A 19,088-nucleotide genomic window follows, 5' to 3' on the forward strand; every position below is an offset into this window, starting at 1 on the left:
CCGGCCGAGACGTGCCCAACGGTCCCCTCGTTCTCGCCGTACCCTCGAAGGGACGCCTGCAGGAGAACGCCTCCGCGTTCTTCGCGCGAGCCGGGCTGAAGCTCGCGCAAGGAGCGGGTGCGCGCGACTATCGCGGCAAGCTCGTGGGCGTACCCGATGTGGAGGTGCGCTACCTCTCGGCCTCGGAGATCGCCAACCAGCTCGCCAGCGGCACGGCCCATCTCGGCGTCACCGGCGAGGATCTCATCCGCGAGAGCCTCCCCGATGCGCGCGGACAGGTGGAATTGCTGACGCCCCTCGGTTTCGGCCAGGCGACGGTGGTCGTCGCCGTGCCGCAGGCCTGGATCGATGTCCGCGCCATGACCGATCTCGACGAGGTCGCGGCCGAACTCCGCATTCGCCACGGGCGACGCCTGCGCATCGCCACGAAATACGTCAATCTGACACGGCGTTTTTTCGCCGAACACGGGGTCGCCGATTACCGGATCGTGGAAAGCCTCGGCGCCACCGAGGGGGCTCCCGCTTCCGGCTCTTCGGAGATCATCGTCGACATCACGACGACGGGTGCGACGCTCGCGGCCAACGCCCTGAAGATCCTCGACGACGGCATCATCCTGCGCTCGGAGGCCAATCTCGTCGCCTCTCTGACGGCCTCCTGGGGCCAGAGCCAGAAGAAGGCCCTGCGCACCGTGCTCGGCCGGATCGCGGCGGAGGAGCGCGCCCGCCTGACCCGCGAGATCCGCGCAGCGATGCCCCAGGACGGCAATCTCGATCTCGCCGGAATCAGCGCCCTGCACGATGCGCAGCTCCCCTACGGCATGCCGGAACATCGCGGCGCCGAGATCGTGCTCCACTGCCCGGTCGATGCGACATTCGATCTCGTCGACGACCTCGTGAAATCGGGAGCGAGTGCGGTCAGCGTCAGACGGATCGACTACGCCTTCGGTGCGGACAATCCGTTGATCGACCGCCTGCTCGCCCGGCTGGGCTGAGCTCTATAGCGGACCCTGTTTGGCGAATTCCGAAAAGACGCCGCGCAGGGTCTTCAGCCGCGCCTCGTAGGCCCTGGTCAGGCAGGCGACGTCGGCTGCGCAGGTCCGTCTTTCCTCCAGCCACGCCTCCTGGTCGTCGCGCAGCTTGGCATTGCCGCCCATGGGCAGGAGCCCGCGCAGGATCTCGAACCGGACCGCCATCTCGACGTCGAGATCGTTGAGGGACAGGTGGCCGCAGATCGCCTTCTCGTCGGGCGTCTCGGCCTTCTCGCAGGGGAAACTCGCGGCCTCGGCACCGGACGCGCCCAGCATCGCGGCGGCGGCAAAGCCCCATGCCCGGTAGCGCTGCTGCATTCTACGCGATGAAATCATGAACCGAATCCCGGTTTGACGACGACGAGGACGACGATGGCGACCATGAGGAGCGTCGGCACCTCGTTGACCATCCGGTAGAAGCGGTGGTTCCGAATGTTCCGGTCGGCGGCGAAATCCTTGACCATCCGCGAGAACCAGCCGTGGCAGCCGCTCATTGCCAGGACCAGGACGAACTTCGCCTGCATCCAGCCGGAGGCGTAGAACCCGCTCTGCCAAGCGAGGAACAGGCCGAGCAACCATGTGACGATCATGGCCGGGTTCATGATCGCCTTCATCAGGCGCCGCTCCATGACCTTGAACGTCTCCGACTGGGCCGAGGAGGCCGCATCGGCGGGCAGCGACGCGTGGTAGACGAAAAGGCGCGGCAGATAGAGCAGCCCAGCCATCCACGAGATCACCGCGATGACGTGGATGGCCTTGATCCAGGGATAGAGCGTGTCGCCCATGTGGACCGTCAGCGCCGCAATCTGGCGAGCATCCGCTCCACATGGGCGATCGGCGTCTGCGGCGTGATGCCGTGTCCGAGGTTGAAGATGTGCGGCACTCCCGCCGTCGCTTCCAGGACGCCATCCACGGCGGCGTCGAGGGCCTCGCCACCCTCGATCAGCGTTTCGGGGTGAATGTTGCCCTGGGTCACGGTGCGTGGCGCTACGGCACTGCGCAGGGCCTTCAGGTCGACGCTCCAATCGACGCCGACGGCGTCCGCCCCGGTCTCATCCATGACGCGGGCATGGCCTTCCAGGCCCGAACCGCGGGCGAAGACGATGATCTTGGCCCCTGGTACGCGGGCTCGGACCCCGTCGACGATCCGGGCGATGGGCGCGAAGCTCCAATGCTTCAGGGCGTCGGCGCTCGCATCCGGCGCCTGGGGGAGCGAACCGGCATGGGATTCGAAGATCTGGACCGCGTCGGCACCCGCTTCGAGCTGCCGCGACAGATACTCGATCTGCACCGAGACCAGCCGGTCGATGAGTTCCTGCACCAGCGCCGTGTCGCTATCGGCGAGGGCCCGGGCCGGGGCGAGGTCCGGCGTTCCGCGGCCGCCGATCATGTAGCTCGCCACCGTCCAGGGACCACCACAGAATCCGAGCAGCGTCGTCTCCGCGGGAAGCTCATGGCGCAGGCGTCGAACGGTTTCGAAGACCGGTTCCAGATGCTGGAAGATGCTCGGATCCTCCGCCTGTTTCAGGCGGGCGAATTCGTCCCGGCCATGGACCGGATCGAGCCTGGGACCTTCACCCTCGACGAAGCGGACGTTCTGCCCGAGGGCATCGGGTACGACGAGGATGTCCGAGAAGAGGATCGCCGCATCGAAGCCGAAACGCCTGATCGGCTGCAGCGTCACTTCGGTGGCGAAATCCGGGTTGTAACAGAGATCGAGGAAGGAGCCGGCCTTGGCCCGCACCTCGCGATATTCCGGAAGGTATCGCCCGGCCTGGCGCATCATCCAGGCGGGCGGAATCCTGGCGGCTTTGCCCTCGAGAACCTGGATCAGCGCACGATCGGTGGTGTCACGACGTGTCATGCGTCTCTCTGCCCGGTCCATCGTTGATTGGAAGAGTTCGGTCCTATCGGGACAGAGCTATGACGTCACTGCGTGCTCTCGGGAAGTCCCTTTGCATGGGTAGGTCCCTTCGCATCGGGAAATCCCTTCGCCCCGGAACGTCCTTTTACCACCGAGGGCCTTCTCGATCCGAGAGCCTCTCCTCGAAAGCCCCTTCGCTTCGAGCGCCTTCGAAGGTGGCCGGAAAGGCCTGTCCCGTCCCGCCTATCTAATAGGAAAAGAGAGATTCTAGGACTCTGTTTTTTCTATTGGACGGGGGATGATGGGAACGCGGACTTATCCACACCCCATCCCCTCGGCACCGGCGTTAACGGGACTTTAACGGGTTCGCGCTAACTTTCCAGAAGCGGAAGTCCGATCAGGGACTTGTGCGCCACCACGGTACCCGTCCGCCCGAACCCTCCTTGAATCTCCCAAAACGAGATCGGAGCGAGGGCACTGGTGTTGCATGTTGACGGAAGAGTCGACAATTCGGTGAGGAATTCCGATCGGGTCTCTGACGGGTGGCTTTATCCCCATCTGTCGACTCCGGCTCTCAGGTGTGTTGGATAACCCGGTGATCCCTCACGCCCATCCGATGGCCTGGGATGGGAATTTCCGATGAGTCGCAGCTACTTCCACCTCCATCTAGTCTCGGATTCCACCGGCGAGACCCTCATCAATGTCGGACGCGCCGCGGCGGCGCAGTACGAAGGCGTCTCGGCCATCGAGCACGTCTACCCGCTGGTCCGGTCCTCCGCGCAGCTCGAGCGTGTCATCTCCGAGATCGAGGCGGCTCCAGGCCTCGTCCTCTACACCCTGGTCGGGCACGACCTGACGGAGCGGCTCGAAGCCGCCTGCCGCGAGACCGGTTCACCGTGCCTCTCCGTCCTGCAGCCGGTCCACGCCCTGCTCCAATCCTATCTCGGTGCGGAGACGACCGCCCGGCCGGGGGCGCAGCACATGCTGAACGCCGAGTATTTCAAGCGCATCGACGCGATGAACTTCACCCTTGCCCATGACGACGGCAACCTGCCCTTCGACATCGACGAATCCGACGTGATCCTCGTGGGCGTCAGCCGGACATCGAAGACACCCACCGCGATCTATCTCGCCAATCGCGGCCTGAAGACCGCGAATTTCCCCCTGGTGCCAGGCATGCCGGTACCGCCCAGTCTGGAAAATGCCCGCAAGCCGCTCATCGTCGGATTGCTCGCCTCTCCGGAGAGGATCGTGCAGATTCGGCAGAACCGCCTCCTCAGCCTGAAGGCCGACGACACCTCGCTCTATGTCGATCGCGATGCGGTGGCGGACGAGATCGCTGCCTGCCGCAAACTCTGCAACCGGCATCGCTGGCCGACCATCGACGTGACCAGGCGCTCGATCGAGGAGACAGCTGCGTCGATCCTCGATCTGCACCGCGAGCACCGCCTCAAATTCATCGTGGCATGACGCGCGAAGCGAGATCCGTGATGACCCGTCTCTGGCTGCCCGAACGTCCGCTCGTCCTCGCCTCCGGTTCGCCGACGCGCAGGCATCTCCTCGAATCTGCCGGCCTCGACGTGGAGGTCGTGGTCCCGAATGTCGACGAGCGCGCCATCGAGGCCGAGGCCGGCCCTCTCACTCCCGCCGATCTCGCCCTCCGGTTGGCCCTCACCAAGGCACGTGCGGTGGCAGCCACGGTCGGAGACAGGATCGTCCTGGCCGCGGATCAGGTTCTCGCCTGCGAGGGGGAGGTGTTTCATAAATCCTCCTCTCTCGACGTTGCCAGACTTCAATTGAGCCGGCTATCGAACAAGACGCATTCGTTGCATTCCGCCGCTGCCCTCATCGTGCCGGGACGGGAGCCTGACCTCCTTCACGACGAGGCCCGTCTGACCATGCGGGATCTGAGCGCGTCCGCCATCGATACCTATCTGGCGATCGCCGGGCATGATCGCGTCACCGGCACGGTGGGCGGATACCAGTTGGAAGGCCTCGGCATTCATCTGTTCACAGCGATCGAGGGGGCTCATGCCACCATCCTCGGCCTGCCGCTGACCGGATTGCTCGACCGGTTGCGAAGCCAAGGCTGGCTTGCCTTCTGATCCCGGCCTTCTGATCCCGAACGCCTCGCGAGACCCATTCATGATCAAAGCCTTCGTCGTCGGTCATCCGATCGCCCATTCCCGGTCGCCGATGATCCACGGACATTGGCTCGCCACCCTCGGGCTCGACGGTTCCTACGAGCGGATCGACGTGGCGCCGGAGGATTTCGGGACTTTTCTGCGCGGCCTGAAAGCAGATGGGTTCGCCGGCGGAAACGTGACCCTGCCGCACAAGGAAGCTGCCTTCACCGGGGCCGACGTGCTGACGGACGCCGCCCGGAGGATCGGCGCGGTCAACACGCTCTCCTTCGACGGGCAGGGGCGTCTCGTGGGCGACAATACCGACGCCGTCGGCTTTACCGCCCATCTCGACGAGACCCTCGGACCGGACTGGCTCAGCGTGGATGCCGGCGACGTCGTGATCCTCGGGGCGGGGGGAGCGGCACGGGCCGTGGTCGCGGGCCTCCTCGACCGTCCGGCGACCCGCATCCTCGTGGCCAACCGTACGCGCTCGCGGTCCGAGGCCATTGCCGGCCTCGACCCTACCCGCGTCGAAGCCGTTGACTGGGACGGACTCGATGATGCTCTCCGCGGCGCGCGGCTTCTCGTCAACACCACCTCCCTCGGCATGACCGGCAAGCCGCAACTCGACATCGCGCTGGAAAACTTGCCCGCTGACTGTGCCGTTGCCGATATCGTCTATTCGCCGCTGGAGACGCCGCTTCTCGCGGCAGCCGCGGCGAGAGGGCATCGCGTGATCGACGGGCTCGGCATGCTGCTGCACCAGGCCGTGCCGGGTTTCGAGCGCTGGTTCGGAACCCGTCCCGTGGTGACGCGGGAATTGCGCGCCCTGATCGTCGCCGATCTGGTGGCGAAGCGATGACCCGGCCCTTCATTCTCGGGCTCACCGGGTCCATCGGCATGGGAAAATCGACCACCGCCGCCATGTTCGCCCGGCGCGGCATACCGATCCATGACGCGGATGCGGCAGTGCGGCGGCTCTACTCGGCGGGAGGAGCGGGTGCCCGCCTCATCGCCGATCTCTTTCCCGATGCGATCGGAAGTGATGGCTCCGTCGACCGCGCACGCCTGCGGGACCACGTGCTCGGCCGGCCTGAATCCCTTGCTCAGCTGGAGGCCGCAATCCATCCCCTCGTCCGTGAGGAGGAGCAACGCTTCCTCGACGAGCACGCCGCCGCATCCCTGATGATCCTCGACATTCCCCTCCTGTTCGAGACCGGCGGGGACGCGAGATGCGACGCGGTCCTGGTGGTGACGGCGGATTCCGAGGTTCAGCGGCAGCGTGTCCTGGCGCGTCCCGGCATGTCCGAGGCGGCGTTTGCCGCCATCCTCGCCAAGCAGATGCCAGATGCGGAGAAACGCGCACGCGCCGACTTCCTCATCGATACCGGGCTTGGCCTTGCTGGTGCCGAAAATCAGGTCGACGCTCTCATCGAGCGCCTCTCCGACGGCCGTCGCGCCTGACCGATCGTTCCGTATCCTCTCGAATGGACCGCACCATGCTCCGTGAGATCGTCCTCGATACCGAGACCACCGGGACGGATGCCAAGAACGGGGACCGGCTCATCGAGATCGGCTGCGTCGAGCTCATCAACCACGTCCAGACCGGGGTCACGTTCCACCGCTACGTCAACCCGACACGGCCGGTGTCCCAGGGTGCCTTCGGCGTCCACGGCCTGTCCGATGCGTTCCTCGCCGACAAGCCGCTCTTCTCGGCCGTGGTCGCGGATTTCGTCGCCTTCTGCGGCGACGCGCCCCTCGTCATCCACAATGCGCCCTTCGATGTCGGCTTCCTCAACATGGAGTTCGCCCGGCTCGGCGAAAAGGGACCGCCGCAAATCAACCTCGATACGGTCGTCGACACGCTGCAGATGGCGCGGCGCAAGCATACGGGCGCGTCCAACACCCTCGATGCGCTCTGTGTCCGCTACGGGATCGATACGACGCGGCGCACCAAGCATGGTGCACTCCTCGACGCCCAGATCCTGGCAGAGGTCTATGTCGAACTCCTAGGGGGCAAGCAGGCCAGCCTCGGTCTCGCGAGCGCGGAATCTCCCGAGCCGTTACGCCGCGTCACGGTGAGTGATGGACCGATCGCCACAGGACCTCGCCGATTGCGCAACCGTCTGAGCCCTCTGGAAGTTAGCCAGCACGCCACCTTCGTCGCAAATCTCGGTGCCAGTCCGATCTGGCGTGATTACGTCAGCGAGAACGACGGCGATTGAGGGATGCGAGGGTGCAATGCAATAAAAGACATATTGCATTGCAATAAAACCCGCTTACATTTCCAGACATCGAGTCGGCGCGGAGGCGAAACAAGCCCATCGTCGATGCGGGATCACTTCGCATCCAGCATCGATCGGATCCCGTCGGCTGCATCCCATCACCCATGAAAGCGATCCAGCGATGGATGATCAGCACAATCGGATACAGACGCGTCTGGCCGAGATCGTCGAAGCGACCAAGCTGACAGGAGCGGGCCGGCTACAGGAAGCCACCGACATGATCCAGCGCGGATTGTTCGGGCGCCAGACGCCTTCGGCATCTGGGCAGACGATCGATGCATCCTACCGGATCGAGAGTTCCGGCGAGACGGCAAAGCCGATGGGTTCGGCCGGTATCATACCCGAAGGTCTGCAGGAGCGCCTGCGCGATGCTCTGGGCCAAGTGGCCCGCAAGTTCAATCTCCCGGGAAATTCGGGTCTTTCTCCAACCGGGCTCCAAGGCTCGGGACTCCAAGGCTCCGCATTCGAAGCGTTCGATCCGACCTCCTTCTTCCGGGACGGCACTGCCAAGGGACCACCGGCCGGAGACGGAACGTTCACGGAGCGGGCCTTCTCCAACGCTGCCGGATCGCGCGACTACAAGCTCTACATTCCGAGCCGTACGGTGGCGCAGCCTCCTCTCATCGTCATGCTCCATGGCTGTACCCAGTCGCCTGACGATTTCGCCGCGGGTACCGCCATGAACCAGCTCGCCGATGCGGAAGGGTTCATCGTGGCCTATCCCGGTCAGAGCATGCGGGCTCACGGCCAGCGCTGCTGGAACTGGTATCAGCCCGGCGACCAGACGCGCGGCGCCGGTGAAGCGGAGATCATCGCGGGTCTCACCCGTGCGGTGATGAGCGAGCACAATGTCGATCCGCGCAGGGTCTATATCGCCGGTCTCTCAGCGGGCGGGGCAGCGGCCGCCAACATCGCCCTGGCCTATCCCGAACTCTACGCCGCCGTCGGCGTCCATTCGGGTCTCGCAGCCGGTTGCGCCGGCGATATCTCCTCGGCTCTGACGACCATGCGCCTCGGCCCGTCGACGCCCGTCGGTGTCGCGCAGGCTCAGGCCGCACGGGTTCCGACCATCATGGTTCATGGCGAGAGCGACACCACGGTCAACCCTCGCAATGGCGAGCACGTGCTCATCCAGGCCGGTGTCGAGGCCCTGAATCCCTCGACCTCGGAGGGTGTGAGCCCAGGCGGCCTCGCCTTCACCCGCACGCGCTACGCCGACGAGACGGATCGCGTGGTGGTGGAAAGCTGGGTCGTGCGCGGCCTCGGCCATGCCTGGTCGGGCGGGGATCCGTCGGGCAGCCATACCGATCGACGCGGACCCGATGCATCGCGCGCGATGGTCGATTTCTTCCTGGCCCATCGCCTGGATCGGCCGCGCTACTGAATCGATCGCCGTAAAGCCGGACGGAATCCGCATGGCCGCTCGGCAAGGCGGATTCCGAAGCTTGTTGATCCAGTCCCGAGTTCGATCGACCGGCAGACCGGATCAGACCGCGACGTTGTCGATGAGCCGCGTCGAGCCGAGATAGGCCGCTACGAGGACGCGGGTCGGTCCCGTGGCATGCTCCACCGGGGCCAGGGTCTCGGCATCGCACACGCTGAGATACTGGATGGTGCCGAACCCGGCCTCGATCAGGCGATCGGTCGAAGCCGCGACGAGGGTCGAGGCCGCTCCGCCGGCTCTCAATCCCTCGGCGATCCGCACCAACTCCCGATGGAGAGCGGGCGCGACCTTCCGCTCCTCCGCGTCGAGGTAGCGATTGCGAGAGGAGAGAGCGAGCCCGTCCTCTTCCCGCAGAGTGGGCACACCGCCGATCTCGACGGGGATATCGAGATCACGCACGGCGCGGCGGATGACCTGCAATTGCTGGAAGTCCTTCTCACCGAACAGGGCGACGTCCGGTTGGACCTGATTGACGAGCTTCGTCACAACGGTCGCGACGCCGGAGAAATGACCGGGCCGAAAGGCGCCGCACAGCCCGTCCGTGATGCCGGCGACCGTGAGGCTGGTGGAGAAATCCTTCGGATACATCGTCTCCACCGAAGGCTGGTAGGCGGCGTCCACCCCGATTTCGGCAAGGAGTGCGAGGTCGGTCTCGGTGTCGCGCGGATAGCGCGAGAAATCCTCGCTCGGCCCGAACTGAGTCGGATTGACGAAGATGCTGACGACGACCCGCCGTCCGAGTTCCCGTGCTCGGTCGACGAGGGAGAGGTGGCCCTGGTGCAGCGCGCCCATCGTGGGCACCAGGACGACGCGGTCACCCGACGCCTTCCAATCGGAGACGCAGGCGCGCAGAGGCGCCACCGCATCGAACCGGAGAGGGACGACGGACGAGGCTTGGATGCTCATCGGGATTCTTCTGGATCTCGGGCGCTGTCGGACGATCCTGCGACTACCCCAACTCGGCGGCCGGACGCCAGAGACGGCGAGCCAGCGGTCTCAGTTGCAATAGGGCAGCAGGGAGCGGCCGAACGGATCGTCGACGCCGAGGGCCGGCTTGATGCCGTAATAGCTCGGCTTTCCGAGACCGTAGGTCGATCCGACATAGCTCGGATCATCCGGCGCATCGGTGGGGATCGGAACGCTTCTCGGGATGCAGGCGACCCGTCGCGGCGCGGCCCGGTAGCGTCGCGGCGTGCTGTCTTCCTCCGCCCGTGGAAAATAGCGCGGCGGCGGCTCGACCTCGACGATCGTACCGCGAGATTGCGATTCGGCACCGTAAGGAGTGGGCCAGCGCTCGCGGAAATCGGCCGCCTGAGCGGCTCCGAACCATGCCGGGATGACGAAGAAGGCCCCGAACAGGGCCCGCATGGCTTGGCCCCTCGCTGTCTCGCACCCCTGGTCCATGTCACCCCGCTTCCCGCGCGAGGCTGACAGGACAGGGTAAACCAAAGGTTACAGCGGCTGCGCCCTGCCATCGAGTTCCGCCAGACGGGACGGAGGTGGGGCGGGGACGGTGGAGCTTCTCACGGGTTTCGACAGATAACCGGCCAATGTCCGGAGATCGGGCGTCGCCTCCTCGCTTCGGCCGTAGAGTCCTGCATCCAGGGCCGCCAGCTCTTCGGCGATCACGGGCGTGGAGTGCCAGGCCCTTACCAGTTCGGGCTCGCGTTGGAAGACCGGGTCGAGCGTCGCGCGGAAGGCCTTTCGGTCACCCGTCTCCGCATGCCGCGCGAGTGCCCGCCGCGTAGCGCGGTCGAGGCGCGAGGAACGCCCGCGTGCCGGAATGCCGAAGCCGATGAGGGCGAGACCGAGGCCGAAGGCTCCGATCGCCGCGGCGGCGACCATCATCGGCGAGGCCGTAGCGATGGGCTTGGCATCCTCCTCACGGTCGGGAAGGCCGCCGCCGATCTGGCGCGCCGGGATCTCCGCCTCGCGCAGGGTCCGTGAGACGGTGTCGAACCAGGGAATGGTGATCGCTTCCAACGGCACGATCTCGGACACGGCGGGGCGTACATCCCACTGATAGGTCGCCCGAGCCACCGGCCCCGTCGGTGTGATGATGGTCTCCCGCGTCACCGGTCCGGCGAAGGTCAGGATGCCGCGCGTGCGCATGACCGGCCGCGGCGGCAGCCCCTCGGCCACCAGACCCTGCGCCTCCAGGGTGACGATGCGCCTCGTGGTCTCGCCGATCTTCACCGTCTCCGGGTCGGGGCTCCAGGAATCGGTGATGGTCACGTCCCGTGCCGGCAGCCACCACGGCTCCTTCACGTCTGGGCCGCCGATCTCCTTCGTCCATGTGGCGACGGGCAGGGAGACGGGAGCCGAGGGAACGTCCACCACTTTGCGGGTGCCGCCGTCGTTGACGGTCAGGCGGTGGATGAACGGCTCGATGGTGAAATCGCCCGGATGATGGGGAAAGATCGCGATCGTGCGGTCGAAGGCCACCGCCACCTGTCCGTCCGGCAACCGGGTCTTCGACCAGGTGTCGCGGCCGAGCTGGGTCCAGCTGAAATTCGCCAGCGAGGGCTGGACCACCTCCTCGAGGAGGATGGCCTGCCGATAGACGCCGCGAATGTGGAGCAGCACCATCTCGCGGGAAAAGGGCGAGGCATTGCCGTTGAGCTCCGGCGTCACCGTCAGGGTGAGGTCGCCCGGAGAGATTTCGGCCCGGGCGGGCATGGGCCCGGCCATCAGCAGGAGCGCACCGAGCAGGAGGATGGCGCGCCGTCCGTGATCCCTCCCCCCTTTGCAGGGAAGGGTGCCTGCGGAGCAGGCGGGAAAGGAGGCGACCTTTCCGATCACAACACTTCCCTCTCTCACCACGCTTCGCGGGCCACCCTCCCCCGCAGAGGGAGGAGGGTCGGCATCCGGGGGATACACTCGGCTCACCATGGGTTGCTTCCTGCCGGGACCGCCGTGCCGGCTTCCACCCTCACCGCCTGCTCCGCCTTCAGGCGCAGCTTGAGATAGCGGCCCGGATCGTCCGGCAGGGTCTGAAGCCAGAGCCGGTCCGGGCGGATCTCGTGGGCCTCGAAGCTCTTCGTCACACGCCGCGCCTCGCGCTCGGGGGCGGCGGCGACCATGGCCGAACCGGCACCGGTGCGCCCGCGCCCCGCCGCGTCGCTGGCCGAACCGCGGGCCTCGCCCTTGCCCGAGTCCACCGATTGCTGCTCGGCCTTGCCGCGCCGCGCCACCTTGCTGTTGCCCGGCGTCGAGGAGGAGGTGCCGCCCTCCTTGTTGCCGGCCAGCCCCTCGCCCACGGAAGAGGCCTTCACCTCGTCGTTCGGGTCCTGGTTCGAGGTCTTGTTGTAGCGCGCGCCCACCGTCGCCGTGGCATTGGCGAGGCCGCCACCCTTGCCGCGGTCGGGCGGCCCTTCGGCCACGAGGCGTGCGATGAGGGAGCGGTTGGCCTGCGCATCCGCATCGCGCGGATTGTATTGCAGGGCGACGTCGTAGGTGTCGATCGCGCCCTGGTAATCGCCCGAGCGCGCCAGGGCGTTGGCGAGGTTGTAGGCGTTGCGCCGCCCGCCATTCTGGAAGATCGCGATCGCCTCGTCGTAGCGGCCGGCCTCGTAGAGCGCCGGTCCGCGCCAGGCCGGATCGGTGAGGACGAACGCCGCCGCGCCCGGCAAGCCGAGGCTCATCAGGCTGCGTCCGAGCGACGTGCGCGGCTCAGAGACCAGGGTGAGGCCGAGGATGCCGGCCCCCGCCAGGGCGATGCCGCCGATCCTGGCCCATCCTGTCCAGTGCCGGGGGAGATGGCCGGCGAGAGCAAGACGGCCCATGAAGGGAAAGGGAAGGCGGCCTGCGATCATCACGCGCTCCTGCGGAACAGGGCGAGGGCGGGAAGGAGAGCGAGCAGGATCAGCCACCGCCCGAGATCGGCGAAGGCGAGCACGGTATAGCCCCCTGCCGCCAGATGCTGGGCCGTGCTGGCGCCCACTGTATCGAGGAGGGCGGAGGGCGTATCGAGATCGACGGTGATGCCGCCTCCCGTGCCCGTCACGCGGTCGAGGGCCGCCCGGTCGGGCTTCGGCGAGCCGGCCGGCAACGCCTTCGTCGCGGGTACGAACACGGCGTGGAGATGCCACCCCTTGTTCCGGATTGCGGTGGCTTCGCGCATGGCCGCGTCGCCGATCCCGTCTCCGTCGGTGACGAGGACCACGTCCCCGGCGATGACGCCGGCCTCTTCCAACGTCCGGCGCGCGATGGCGAGCCCGCGCTCGGGATGGGTGCCGCGATCGGGCACGGTGTCGCCGTCCAGGGCGAACAGGACGAGGCTCAGGGCGTCCCGGTCCGTGGTCGGTGGGGCGGCGAGATAGGCATCGCCGGCATAGACCACCACGGCGACGCTGCGGGTCCCCGCCGCCTGGGCCACACCGTCGGCGATCTGGCGCACCTCCTTGAGATGGCCGCCCTCGGCGACGGAACGTGAGAGATCAATCACCACCACTGTGGCGTCGAGATTGCGGAAGGTCGCCGCGTCCGGGCGCTCGATGGCCGGTCCGGTGAGGGCGATGGCGACGATGCCGGCCGCCACGGCGGCGGCGAGATTGGCTTGGCGCCGCCCGCCGAGCACGGCTCCACGCTTCTCGAGGAAGGCCATCAGGCCGGGATCGACGGCCTTCGCCCAATCGCCCAACGGTGCCGAGCGCCAGGCTGCGCGCAGGGCGAGCACCACGACGACGGGAATGGCGAGGAGCCACCACGGCCGTAGGATGGCGAAGGAGAGGAGCGCGCTCATGCCTTGCGCCTCGCTGCCAGCAGGCCCGCCGCGCAGAGGAAGGCGAGGGCGGCCGGCCAGGGCCAGAGATCCTGGCGCAGAGGCACCGGGGGGGCCTTGGCGCGACCGCCCTCGATCGCGTCGATGGAATCGGCCATGGCGATGAGATCGTCCGTGGTCTTCACCCGGAAGAAGGTGCCGCCGGTGGAGGCCGAAATCTCCCGCAGGGTCTCGGCATCGACCACGTCCTGCTCACCATCGGCATTGGACATGTCGCGGGGGCCGAGTGCGATGGTGTGGACCTTGACGCCGAGCTCCTTGGCGAGTGCTGCTACGTCGCGCGGCGTGGTCTGGCCGGCATTGTTGGCACCGTCCGTCATCAGCACCACGACTTTCGAGGTGGCCTGTGGTGTGTCGGCGGCCTCGCCGGAGGTCGCCGGCACCAGCCGCTTGAGGGCGAGGCCGAGACCGTCGCCGATGCCGGTGGAACGGCCGACGAGGCCGATCGTGGCGTCGTCGAGGGCGCGCGCCACGGTGGCGGTGTCGAAGCTGGGGCTCGCGGCGACGTAGGATTCGTTGGCGAAGATCACGAGGCCGATCCGGTCCCCGGCCCGGCGGCGGATGAAGTCGGTGCCCACCCGCTTCACGGCCGTGAGCCGCGTCACGGTCTCCCCGTCGATGTCGAAGTCGCGTCTCTCCATGCTGCCGGACAGGTCCATGACCAGCATGATCTCGCGGCCCGAGGCCGGAAGCGCGGTGGCGGGCAGGACGAGGCGGGGGCCGGCCAGAGCCGCCACCAGCGCCGTCCACAGGGTCCAGATCAGGATAGCGCGGCCCCGGCCCCGCGCCGCCACGCTGTCGCCACGGGCCGAACCCGCAACCAGCGAAGCAGGAACGCGCAGGGCACCGCTCGATCCCATCCGCTCGGGCGGTAGCACCCTGGCCGCGAGGACGGGCAGCGGCAGGAGCAGCAGCGCCAGGGGTGCGGCGAGATCGAAGGCCGAGAGGAAGGCGGTGAACCAGGCTGGCATCGGGTCAGGCCCTGATCCGCGCGAAGAGACGGCCGAGCTCGGAATCGATGGTCTCTGGATCGGCCGATGGCGAGCGCCGATAGAGGCCCTCCGTCACGACTGCGCCGGCACCCCTGCTGAAGAAGTCGGTGGCGAAGAGCCGGTCGAGGATCGCCGCCCACTCACTCCCTTGCGTCGAAGCGGCCTCGTCGCCGGCGAGCGTCCGGGTGAGGCGACGCAGCAGCCGCGCCTGCGCGATCAGGCGGGCCTCCGAGGGTAATGCGCGTGTCTCGGAGAGGCCGCGCAGGGCCGAGGCCCGCACCGAGTTCCTGGCCCTCGCTCGTATCAGCCTGACGAGACCGACCAGCAGGGCGGCGACGAATCCGAGCGCGATGGCCAAAACCACCTCGCCCTGCGCGCCGCTGCTCGCATCGGCCGGCAGGTGCAGGCCGCGCAACTGGGAGAGGCCGGTCGGGGAATCCACGGGGTTCACGCGCTATAGGACCGCATCGAGACGTTCCATCAGCGGGGCATAGGCCTCGGGCCCGGCTTCCGCATCGAGGCGCAGACCCTCGATTCCGCGCCGGGCGTAGTCGATGAGCCGGTCGTCGGGTGCTGGACCTGTCCTCGCCGCGGAGCGGCCGACCTGGACCGTCCCGCGCTGCCCGTCACTCGTGGAGAACGGGAAGAATCCGGCGGGCTTCGTGCGCTCGAACGCATCGCTGACGAGAACGAGGCGGATCGACAGGCGCTCGGCCAGCACGGTGAGCAGGTGATCGAATTCCGCTCCCGGCGCGTCGAGCGCACTGCCGATGACGAGGTGGCCGCCGGAGGGCAGGAGGCTCGCTGCGACAGTCAGGCTGCGGTCGAGCGGCGGGTCGCCGTTGTCCGAGGCTGCGAGCGCCTGGGCATGCGCCATGGCCAGTGCGCCGGTCACCGCGGTCATCGCCCGCTCTCCGCCTCCGGGACGGACCACGACCGGTTCGCCGGAGGAGGCGGCCACGAGACCGATCCGGCCGCCATCGCCGACGATCCGCCAGCCGAGCAGGACCAGCGCTTCCGCGGCCGCCACCGAGCGCAGGGCCCGGCGCGTGCCGAACAGCATGGAGGGGCGGAAATCCGCTAGCAGCACCACGGCGCGGTCGCGCTCGTCGTGGTGAGTCCGCACGTGGAGAATGCCGGTGCGGGCCGTGGCATTGCGGTCGATATGGCGGCGGTCGTCGCCTTCGGACCACAGCCTGACATCGTCGGGCTCGGAACCGCGTCCGCGCCGACGCGTGACGATGCCGCCGGGCAGGCCCGCCAGGGTCCGGGTCGCGGGGGAGACTCCGCGACGGGCGAGGTGGCGCAGGCCCATCAGGGCCTCGCCCGAAAGATGGATTCCGGGGCCGTGGTCGGAATCTGCGGTCGGGCCGGGGGAGGACTCCATGATTGTTCTACGCGGCCCTTCCGGCTCAGAGCGCCCGGACCCGCTGGACGAGGCCCTTGATGATGCCGCGCGCGGTGTGTCCCTCGGCGGCCGCCCTCCAGGTGAGGCCGATCCGGTGCGCCAAGGCATCGGCGGCGAGATCCGAGATATCCTCCGGAATCACGTGGTCACGGCCGCGCAGATAGGCCCGGGCCTTGCCGGCGAGCATCAGCGCCAGCGTCCCGCGCGGGGAGGCCGGATGCTCGATCGATGCGCGCAGGTCCGGCGCGGCCTTGTCGTTCCGGGTCCCGGCCACGAGCCGGACAAGGTAGTCCTTCAGGGCCGGCGAGACGTGGACGTTGAGGGCCGCGGCACGCGCGGCGCGGATCTCCGCGACCGTGAGCTTCACCGGCATCGCCTCGGCATGATGGTTCAGCTCTCCCTCGACGAGGTCGAGGATGCGCCGCTCGGAAGCCTCGTCGGGCATCTCCACCACCACGTGGAGGAGGAAGCGGTCGAGTTGGGCTTCCGGCAACGGGAAGGTGCCCGCATGCTCGATCGGGTTCTGGGTCGCCACCACCATGAACGGGTCGGGCAGGACATGGGTATGTCCGGCGACCGTGATCTGGCCCTCGGCCATGGATTCGAGCAGAGCCGATTGCACTTTCGGCGGAGCACGGTTCACCTCGTCCACGAGGATGAGGGAATGGAACAGCGGGCCCGGCAGGAACTCGAAATCGCCGGCATCCTGGCGCCACACGGTGGTGCCGGTGAGATCGGCCGGCATCAGGTCGGGCGTGCACTGGATGCGGGCGAAGCTGCCGTCGAGCCCGTCGGACAGGCGCTTGACCGCGCGGGTCTTGGCGAGGCCGGGCGCGCCCTCGATGAGAAGATGCCCGCCGGTGAGAAGGCCGATGAGCAGCCGCTCCACCAGCGTCTCGGCGCCGATGAGCCCGTGACTGAGCCCGTCGCGAAGGGCGAGGATACGGCTGCGCAGTGCATCCTCGGCAGCGCGCGGCGCCGTGGCGGCGGGACGCGGGGCCAATGTGGCATCGCTCATGAGCGAGCGCCGCCCGTGGCCGCCCGAAGGGCAGCAGCAACGGATGAGCGGGTCATGATCGTGGCAGGGCCGGCGTACAGCACCATGCGCGTCTCCTCGGGCGGATTCTTAAGAGATCCCTATGTCGATCGGGTGTGCCTGCTGCGGAGCACCGGCGTCAATCCCGTGTGACGTTTCCCGTGAAACACGAGGATGAGATCGGGCAAAATGCCCGACCGTCGCGATGTCGTGAAGAAGGAGGCATGCGTAGGGGCTTTCCTGCGCAATCGAGCCGAATTCGCATCGAAGATCGGCGTTATGTCGCATCTCCGGTAATGGCTGTGAAACCCTGGGCCGGTCTTCCGGTTTCTTACCGTCACGATCGACGGACCCGGAGGCCGAACAGTGAGCGCAGACCTCTTCCCCGGTTTCAGCGCGGACTGGATCGACCTTCCGGAAGGTCGCTTCTTCGCCCGGAGCGGTGGGCCGGAGGGCGCGCCTCCCCTCATCCTGCTCCACGGCTTTCCGCAGACCCATGCCTGCTGGCACCGTATCGCACCGACCCTCGCGGAGACCCACCGCGTCGTGTGCCTCGATCTCAAGGGCTACGGTTGGTCGGAGGCACCCGCGGGCGACGCCCGGCACGAGACCTATTCCAAGCGGCGGATGGGCCGCGACGTGGTGGCGATCATGGAGCACCTCGGCCATGTCCGGTTCGGGCTCGTCGGGCACGATCGCGGCGCGCGGGTGGGCTATCGTCTGGCCCTCGACGAACCGGGCCGGATCGAACGCCTCGCCCTCCTCGATATCCTGCCCACCATCGTCCAGTGGGAACGGATCGGCGCAGATCCCAGCGTCTCGTCGCATTGGGAATCCCTGGCCCGACCGGCTCCTGAACCCGAAGACGAGATCGGCCGCGATCCGGTGGCCTATTTCGAGGGGCTTCTGCGCAAGTGGAGCCAGGCCAAGAGTCTCGACCCCTTCGCTCCGCAGGCCCTTCGCCTCTATCGCGAGAACTGGAACGTGCCCGGGCGCATCCACGCTTTCTGCGAGGATTACCGTGCCGGAGCGACCCGCGACCGCGAGGCCGATCTCGACGACCTGTCTGCGGGAAAGACCCTCGCCTGTCCGACCCTGATCCTCACCGGGGACGGCTATCTCGACTGTTCGCACGAGAGCCCGCTGGCGGCCTGGCAGCGTACCTTCGCGCCGAAGGGGCGATCCGCCGAGATCGTCTCCGGGCATTTTCTCGCCGAGGAGAATTCCTCCGCCACTCTCGATGCCCTTCTCGGCTTCCTGAAGGCGTGAGGACGCATGCCGTCACCGTTCCGTCATGGGCGGACGACATGCAGCACCGATGACCTCGCTTCTCTCCTCGCCGCTCCCCGAATTCGTCAATTCCGCCATCAGCCTGATCGTCGCCTTCGCCCTGGGCACGATGATCGGGGCCGAGCGGCAATATCGCCAACGGACGGCGGGCCTGCGCACCAATGTCCTGGTCGCCGTCGGAGCAGCGGCCTTCGTCGATCTCGGCATGCGCCTCGAAGGCTCCCGCGGTGCCGTGGGGACGGTCGCCTATGTCATCTCGGGCGTCGGCTTCCTCGGAGCCGGCGTCATCATGAAGGAAGGCATGAACGTCCGCGGTCTCAACACCGCCGCCACCCTTTGGTGCTCGGCGGCGGTGGGCGCCTTTGCCGGGGCGGACTTTCCCCTGGAGGCGTGCTTCGTCACGGCTGCGGTTCTGTCCGGCAACACGCTGCTGCGGCCGCTGGTCAATGCCATCAACCGCGTCCCCATCGACGAGAGCCAGACCGAGGCCACCTACGAGGTCCAGGTGACGGTACAGGCCGACCATGCCGGCCCTGCCCGCGACCTCCTCGTCGAGCGGCTGGAGGCGGCACATTATCCCGTCGGCGGCATCGAGGTGGTGGAGCGCGGCGAAGATACCGTGGAGGTGGTGGCGACCCTGGTGGCGACGGCGGTCGAATCCGTCGAACTCGATGCGGTGGTCGCCGGACTGGAGCGCGACGGACGGATCAGCCACGCGACCTGGTCGGTGCAGACGGCCGATTGAGGGGACCCATGTCTCCGGCGGCCATTGCCACCCTGCGACCATCGCCCAACCTTAGCCTCGTGATGCCGGCTCTCGAACTCGGCAGCG

At 67.5% G+C, this 19,088-nt stretch carries 21 protein-coding genes; 9 read left to right on the forward strand and 12 right to left on the reverse strand.

Annotated elements, in window-relative coordinates; genetic code table 11:
* Positions 1–11 precede the first annotated feature (11 nt).
* The gene (hisG, locus tag ACFQ4G_RS02365) at positions 12–992 is read left to right on the forward strand and encodes an ATP phosphoribosyltransferase (protein ID WP_238203371.1); all 981 of its coding nucleotides are present in this window, start codon (positions 12–14) and stop codon (positions 990–992) included.
* A 3-nt stretch (positions 993–995) separates the two neighbouring features.
* Here the strand turns inward: hisG and ACFQ4G_RS02370 are convergent, their stop codons facing one another.
* Genes ACFQ4G_RS02370 through hemE form a run of 3 tightly spaced genes read right to left on the reverse strand, consistent with a single transcriptional unit; the run spans position 996 to position 2,892 of the window.
* Positions 996–1,346 carry a lysozyme inhibitor LprI family protein gene (locus ACFQ4G_RS02370; RefSeq protein ID WP_238203380.1) on the reverse strand — a complete coding sequence of 117 codons (351 nt, stop codon included), beginning with the start codon at positions 1,344–1,346 and terminating at the stop codon, positions 996–998.
* Positions 1,347–1,360: 14 nt separating this feature from the next.
* Entirely contained in the window at positions 1,361–1,813 is a 453-nt protein-coding gene (hemJ, locus tag ACFQ4G_RS02375; protein WP_238203294.1) for a protoporphyrinogen oxidase HemJ, read from the reverse strand.
* An 8-nt stretch (positions 1,814–1,821) separates the two neighbouring features.
* Positions 1,822–2,892, reverse strand: coding sequence for a uroporphyrinogen decarboxylase (gene hemE / locus ACFQ4G_RS02380; RefSeq protein WP_238203296.1), 1,071 nt, complete (start codon positions 2,890–2,892; stop codon positions 1,822–1,824).
* Positions 2,893–3,531: 639 nt separating this feature from the next.
* Between hemE and ACFQ4G_RS02385 the strand changes: the two genes are divergently transcribed.
* The 6 genes from ACFQ4G_RS02385 (at position 3,532) to ACFQ4G_RS02410 (ending at position 8,687) form a co-directional block, all read left to right on the forward strand.
* Entirely contained in the window at positions 3,532–4,362 is an 831-nt protein-coding gene (locus ACFQ4G_RS02385; RefSeq protein ID WP_238203304.1) for a pyruvate, water dikinase regulatory protein, read from the forward strand.
* A 20-nt stretch (positions 4,363–4,382) separates the two neighbouring features.
* Positions 4,383–4,997 carry a Maf family protein gene (locus ACFQ4G_RS02390; protein WP_238203306.1) on the forward strand — a complete coding sequence of 205 codons (615 nt, stop codon included), beginning with the start codon at positions 4,383–4,385 and terminating at the stop codon, positions 4,995–4,997.
* 40 nt (positions 4,998–5,037) lie between these two features.
* Positions 5,038–5,880, forward strand: a complete 843-nt coding sequence (locus ACFQ4G_RS02395; RefSeq protein WP_238203308.1) for a shikimate dehydrogenase — start codon at positions 5,038–5,040, stop codon at positions 5,878–5,880.
* Positions 5,877–6,482 (forward strand): dephospho-CoA kinase, encoded by a 606-nt coding sequence (gene coaE, locus ACFQ4G_RS02400; RefSeq protein ID WP_238203310.1) that lies wholly within the window; start codon positions 5,877–5,879, stop codon positions 6,480–6,482. Before ACFQ4G_RS02395 ends, coaE begins: the two co-directional genes overlap by 4 nt.
* A gap of 35 nt (positions 6,483–6,517) precedes the next feature.
* A complete protein-coding gene (gene dnaQ, locus ACFQ4G_RS02405; protein ID WP_238203312.1) occupies positions 6,518–7,243 on the forward strand; it encodes a DNA polymerase III subunit epsilon in 726 nt (241 codons plus the stop codon).
* 181 nt (positions 7,244–7,424) lie between these two features.
* On the forward strand, positions 7,425–8,687 hold the full coding sequence (locus ACFQ4G_RS02410) for an extracellular catalytic domain type 1 short-chain-length polyhydroxyalkanoate depolymerase (protein WP_238203314.1): 1,263 nt from the start codon (positions 7,425–7,427) through the stop codon (positions 8,685–8,687).
* A gap of 102 nt (positions 8,688–8,789) precedes the next feature.
* On the opposite strand, the gene panC is transcribed toward ACFQ4G_RS02410, so the two are convergent.
* The 9 genes from panC to ACFQ4G_RS02455 all read right to left on the reverse strand — a co-directional run bounded on the left by panC (position 8,790) and on the right by ACFQ4G_RS02455 (position 16,948).
* Positions 8,790–9,653 (reverse strand): pantoate--beta-alanine ligase, encoded by an 864-nt coding sequence (panC, locus tag ACFQ4G_RS02415; RefSeq protein WP_238203316.1) that lies wholly within the window; start codon positions 9,651–9,653, stop codon positions 8,790–8,792.
* Between the two features lie 90 nt (positions 9,654–9,743).
* Positions 9,744–10,115, reverse strand: a complete 372-nt coding sequence (locus tag ACFQ4G_RS02420; protein WP_379039616.1) for a hypothetical protein — start codon at positions 10,113–10,115, stop codon at positions 9,744–9,746.
* Between the two features lie 84 nt (positions 10,116–10,199).
* On the reverse strand, positions 10,200–11,438 hold the full coding sequence (locus tag ACFQ4G_RS02425; RefSeq protein WP_238203381.1) for a hypothetical protein: 1,239 nt from the start codon (positions 11,436–11,438) through the stop codon (positions 10,200–10,202).
* A gap of 194 nt (positions 11,439–11,632) precedes the next feature.
* On the reverse strand, positions 11,633–12,562 hold the full coding sequence (locus ACFQ4G_RS02430) for a tetratricopeptide repeat protein (RefSeq protein WP_379039618.1): 930 nt from the start codon (positions 12,560–12,562) through the stop codon (positions 11,633–11,635).
* Positions 12,562–13,491: a vWA domain-containing protein gene (locus ACFQ4G_RS02435; protein ID WP_238203320.1), complete on the reverse strand. Its 930-nt coding sequence runs from the start codon at positions 13,489–13,491 to the stop codon at positions 12,562–12,564. Before ACFQ4G_RS02435 ends, ACFQ4G_RS02430 begins: the two co-directional genes overlap by 1 nt.
* On the reverse strand, positions 13,488–14,501 hold the full coding sequence (locus tag ACFQ4G_RS02440; protein WP_238203322.1) for a VWA domain-containing protein: 1,014 nt from the start codon (positions 14,499–14,501) through the stop codon (positions 13,488–13,490). The genes ACFQ4G_RS02435 and ACFQ4G_RS02440 overlap by 4 nt, the downstream gene beginning before the upstream one ends.
* 4 nt (positions 14,502–14,505) lie before the next feature.
* Complete coding sequence (locus ACFQ4G_RS02445) at positions 14,506–14,973, reverse strand: DUF4381 domain-containing protein (RefSeq protein ID WP_238203324.1); 468 nt, start codon at positions 14,971–14,973, stop codon at positions 14,506–14,508.
* Positions 14,974–14,976: 3 nt separating this feature from the next.
* Positions 14,977–15,909, reverse strand: coding sequence for a DUF58 domain-containing protein (locus ACFQ4G_RS02450; protein WP_238203326.1), 933 nt, complete (start codon positions 15,907–15,909; stop codon positions 14,977–14,979).
* 25 nt (positions 15,910–15,934) lie between these two features.
* Positions 15,935–16,948 (reverse strand): AAA family ATPase, encoded by a 1,014-nt coding sequence (locus tag ACFQ4G_RS02455; RefSeq protein ID WP_238203328.1) that lies wholly within the window; start codon positions 16,946–16,948, stop codon positions 15,935–15,937.
* Between the two features lie 384 nt (positions 16,949–17,332).
* Between ACFQ4G_RS02455 and ACFQ4G_RS02460 the strand changes: the two genes are divergently transcribed.
* A complete protein-coding gene (locus ACFQ4G_RS02460; protein WP_238203330.1) occupies positions 17,333–18,235 on the forward strand; it encodes an alpha/beta fold hydrolase in 903 nt (300 codons plus the stop codon).
* Positions 18,236–18,284: 49 nt separating this feature from the next.
* Positions 18,285–19,001, forward strand: coding sequence for an MgtC/SapB family protein (locus tag ACFQ4G_RS02465; protein ID WP_238203331.1), 717 nt, complete (start codon positions 18,285–18,287; stop codon positions 18,999–19,001).
* Positions 19,002–19,088 lie beyond the last annotated feature (87 nt).

It is taken from the genome of Methylobacterium marchantiae, assembly GCF_042679825.1.
Lineage (GTDB): Bacteria > Pseudomonadota > Alphaproteobacteria > Rhizobiales > Beijerinckiaceae > Methylobacterium > Methylobacterium marchantiae.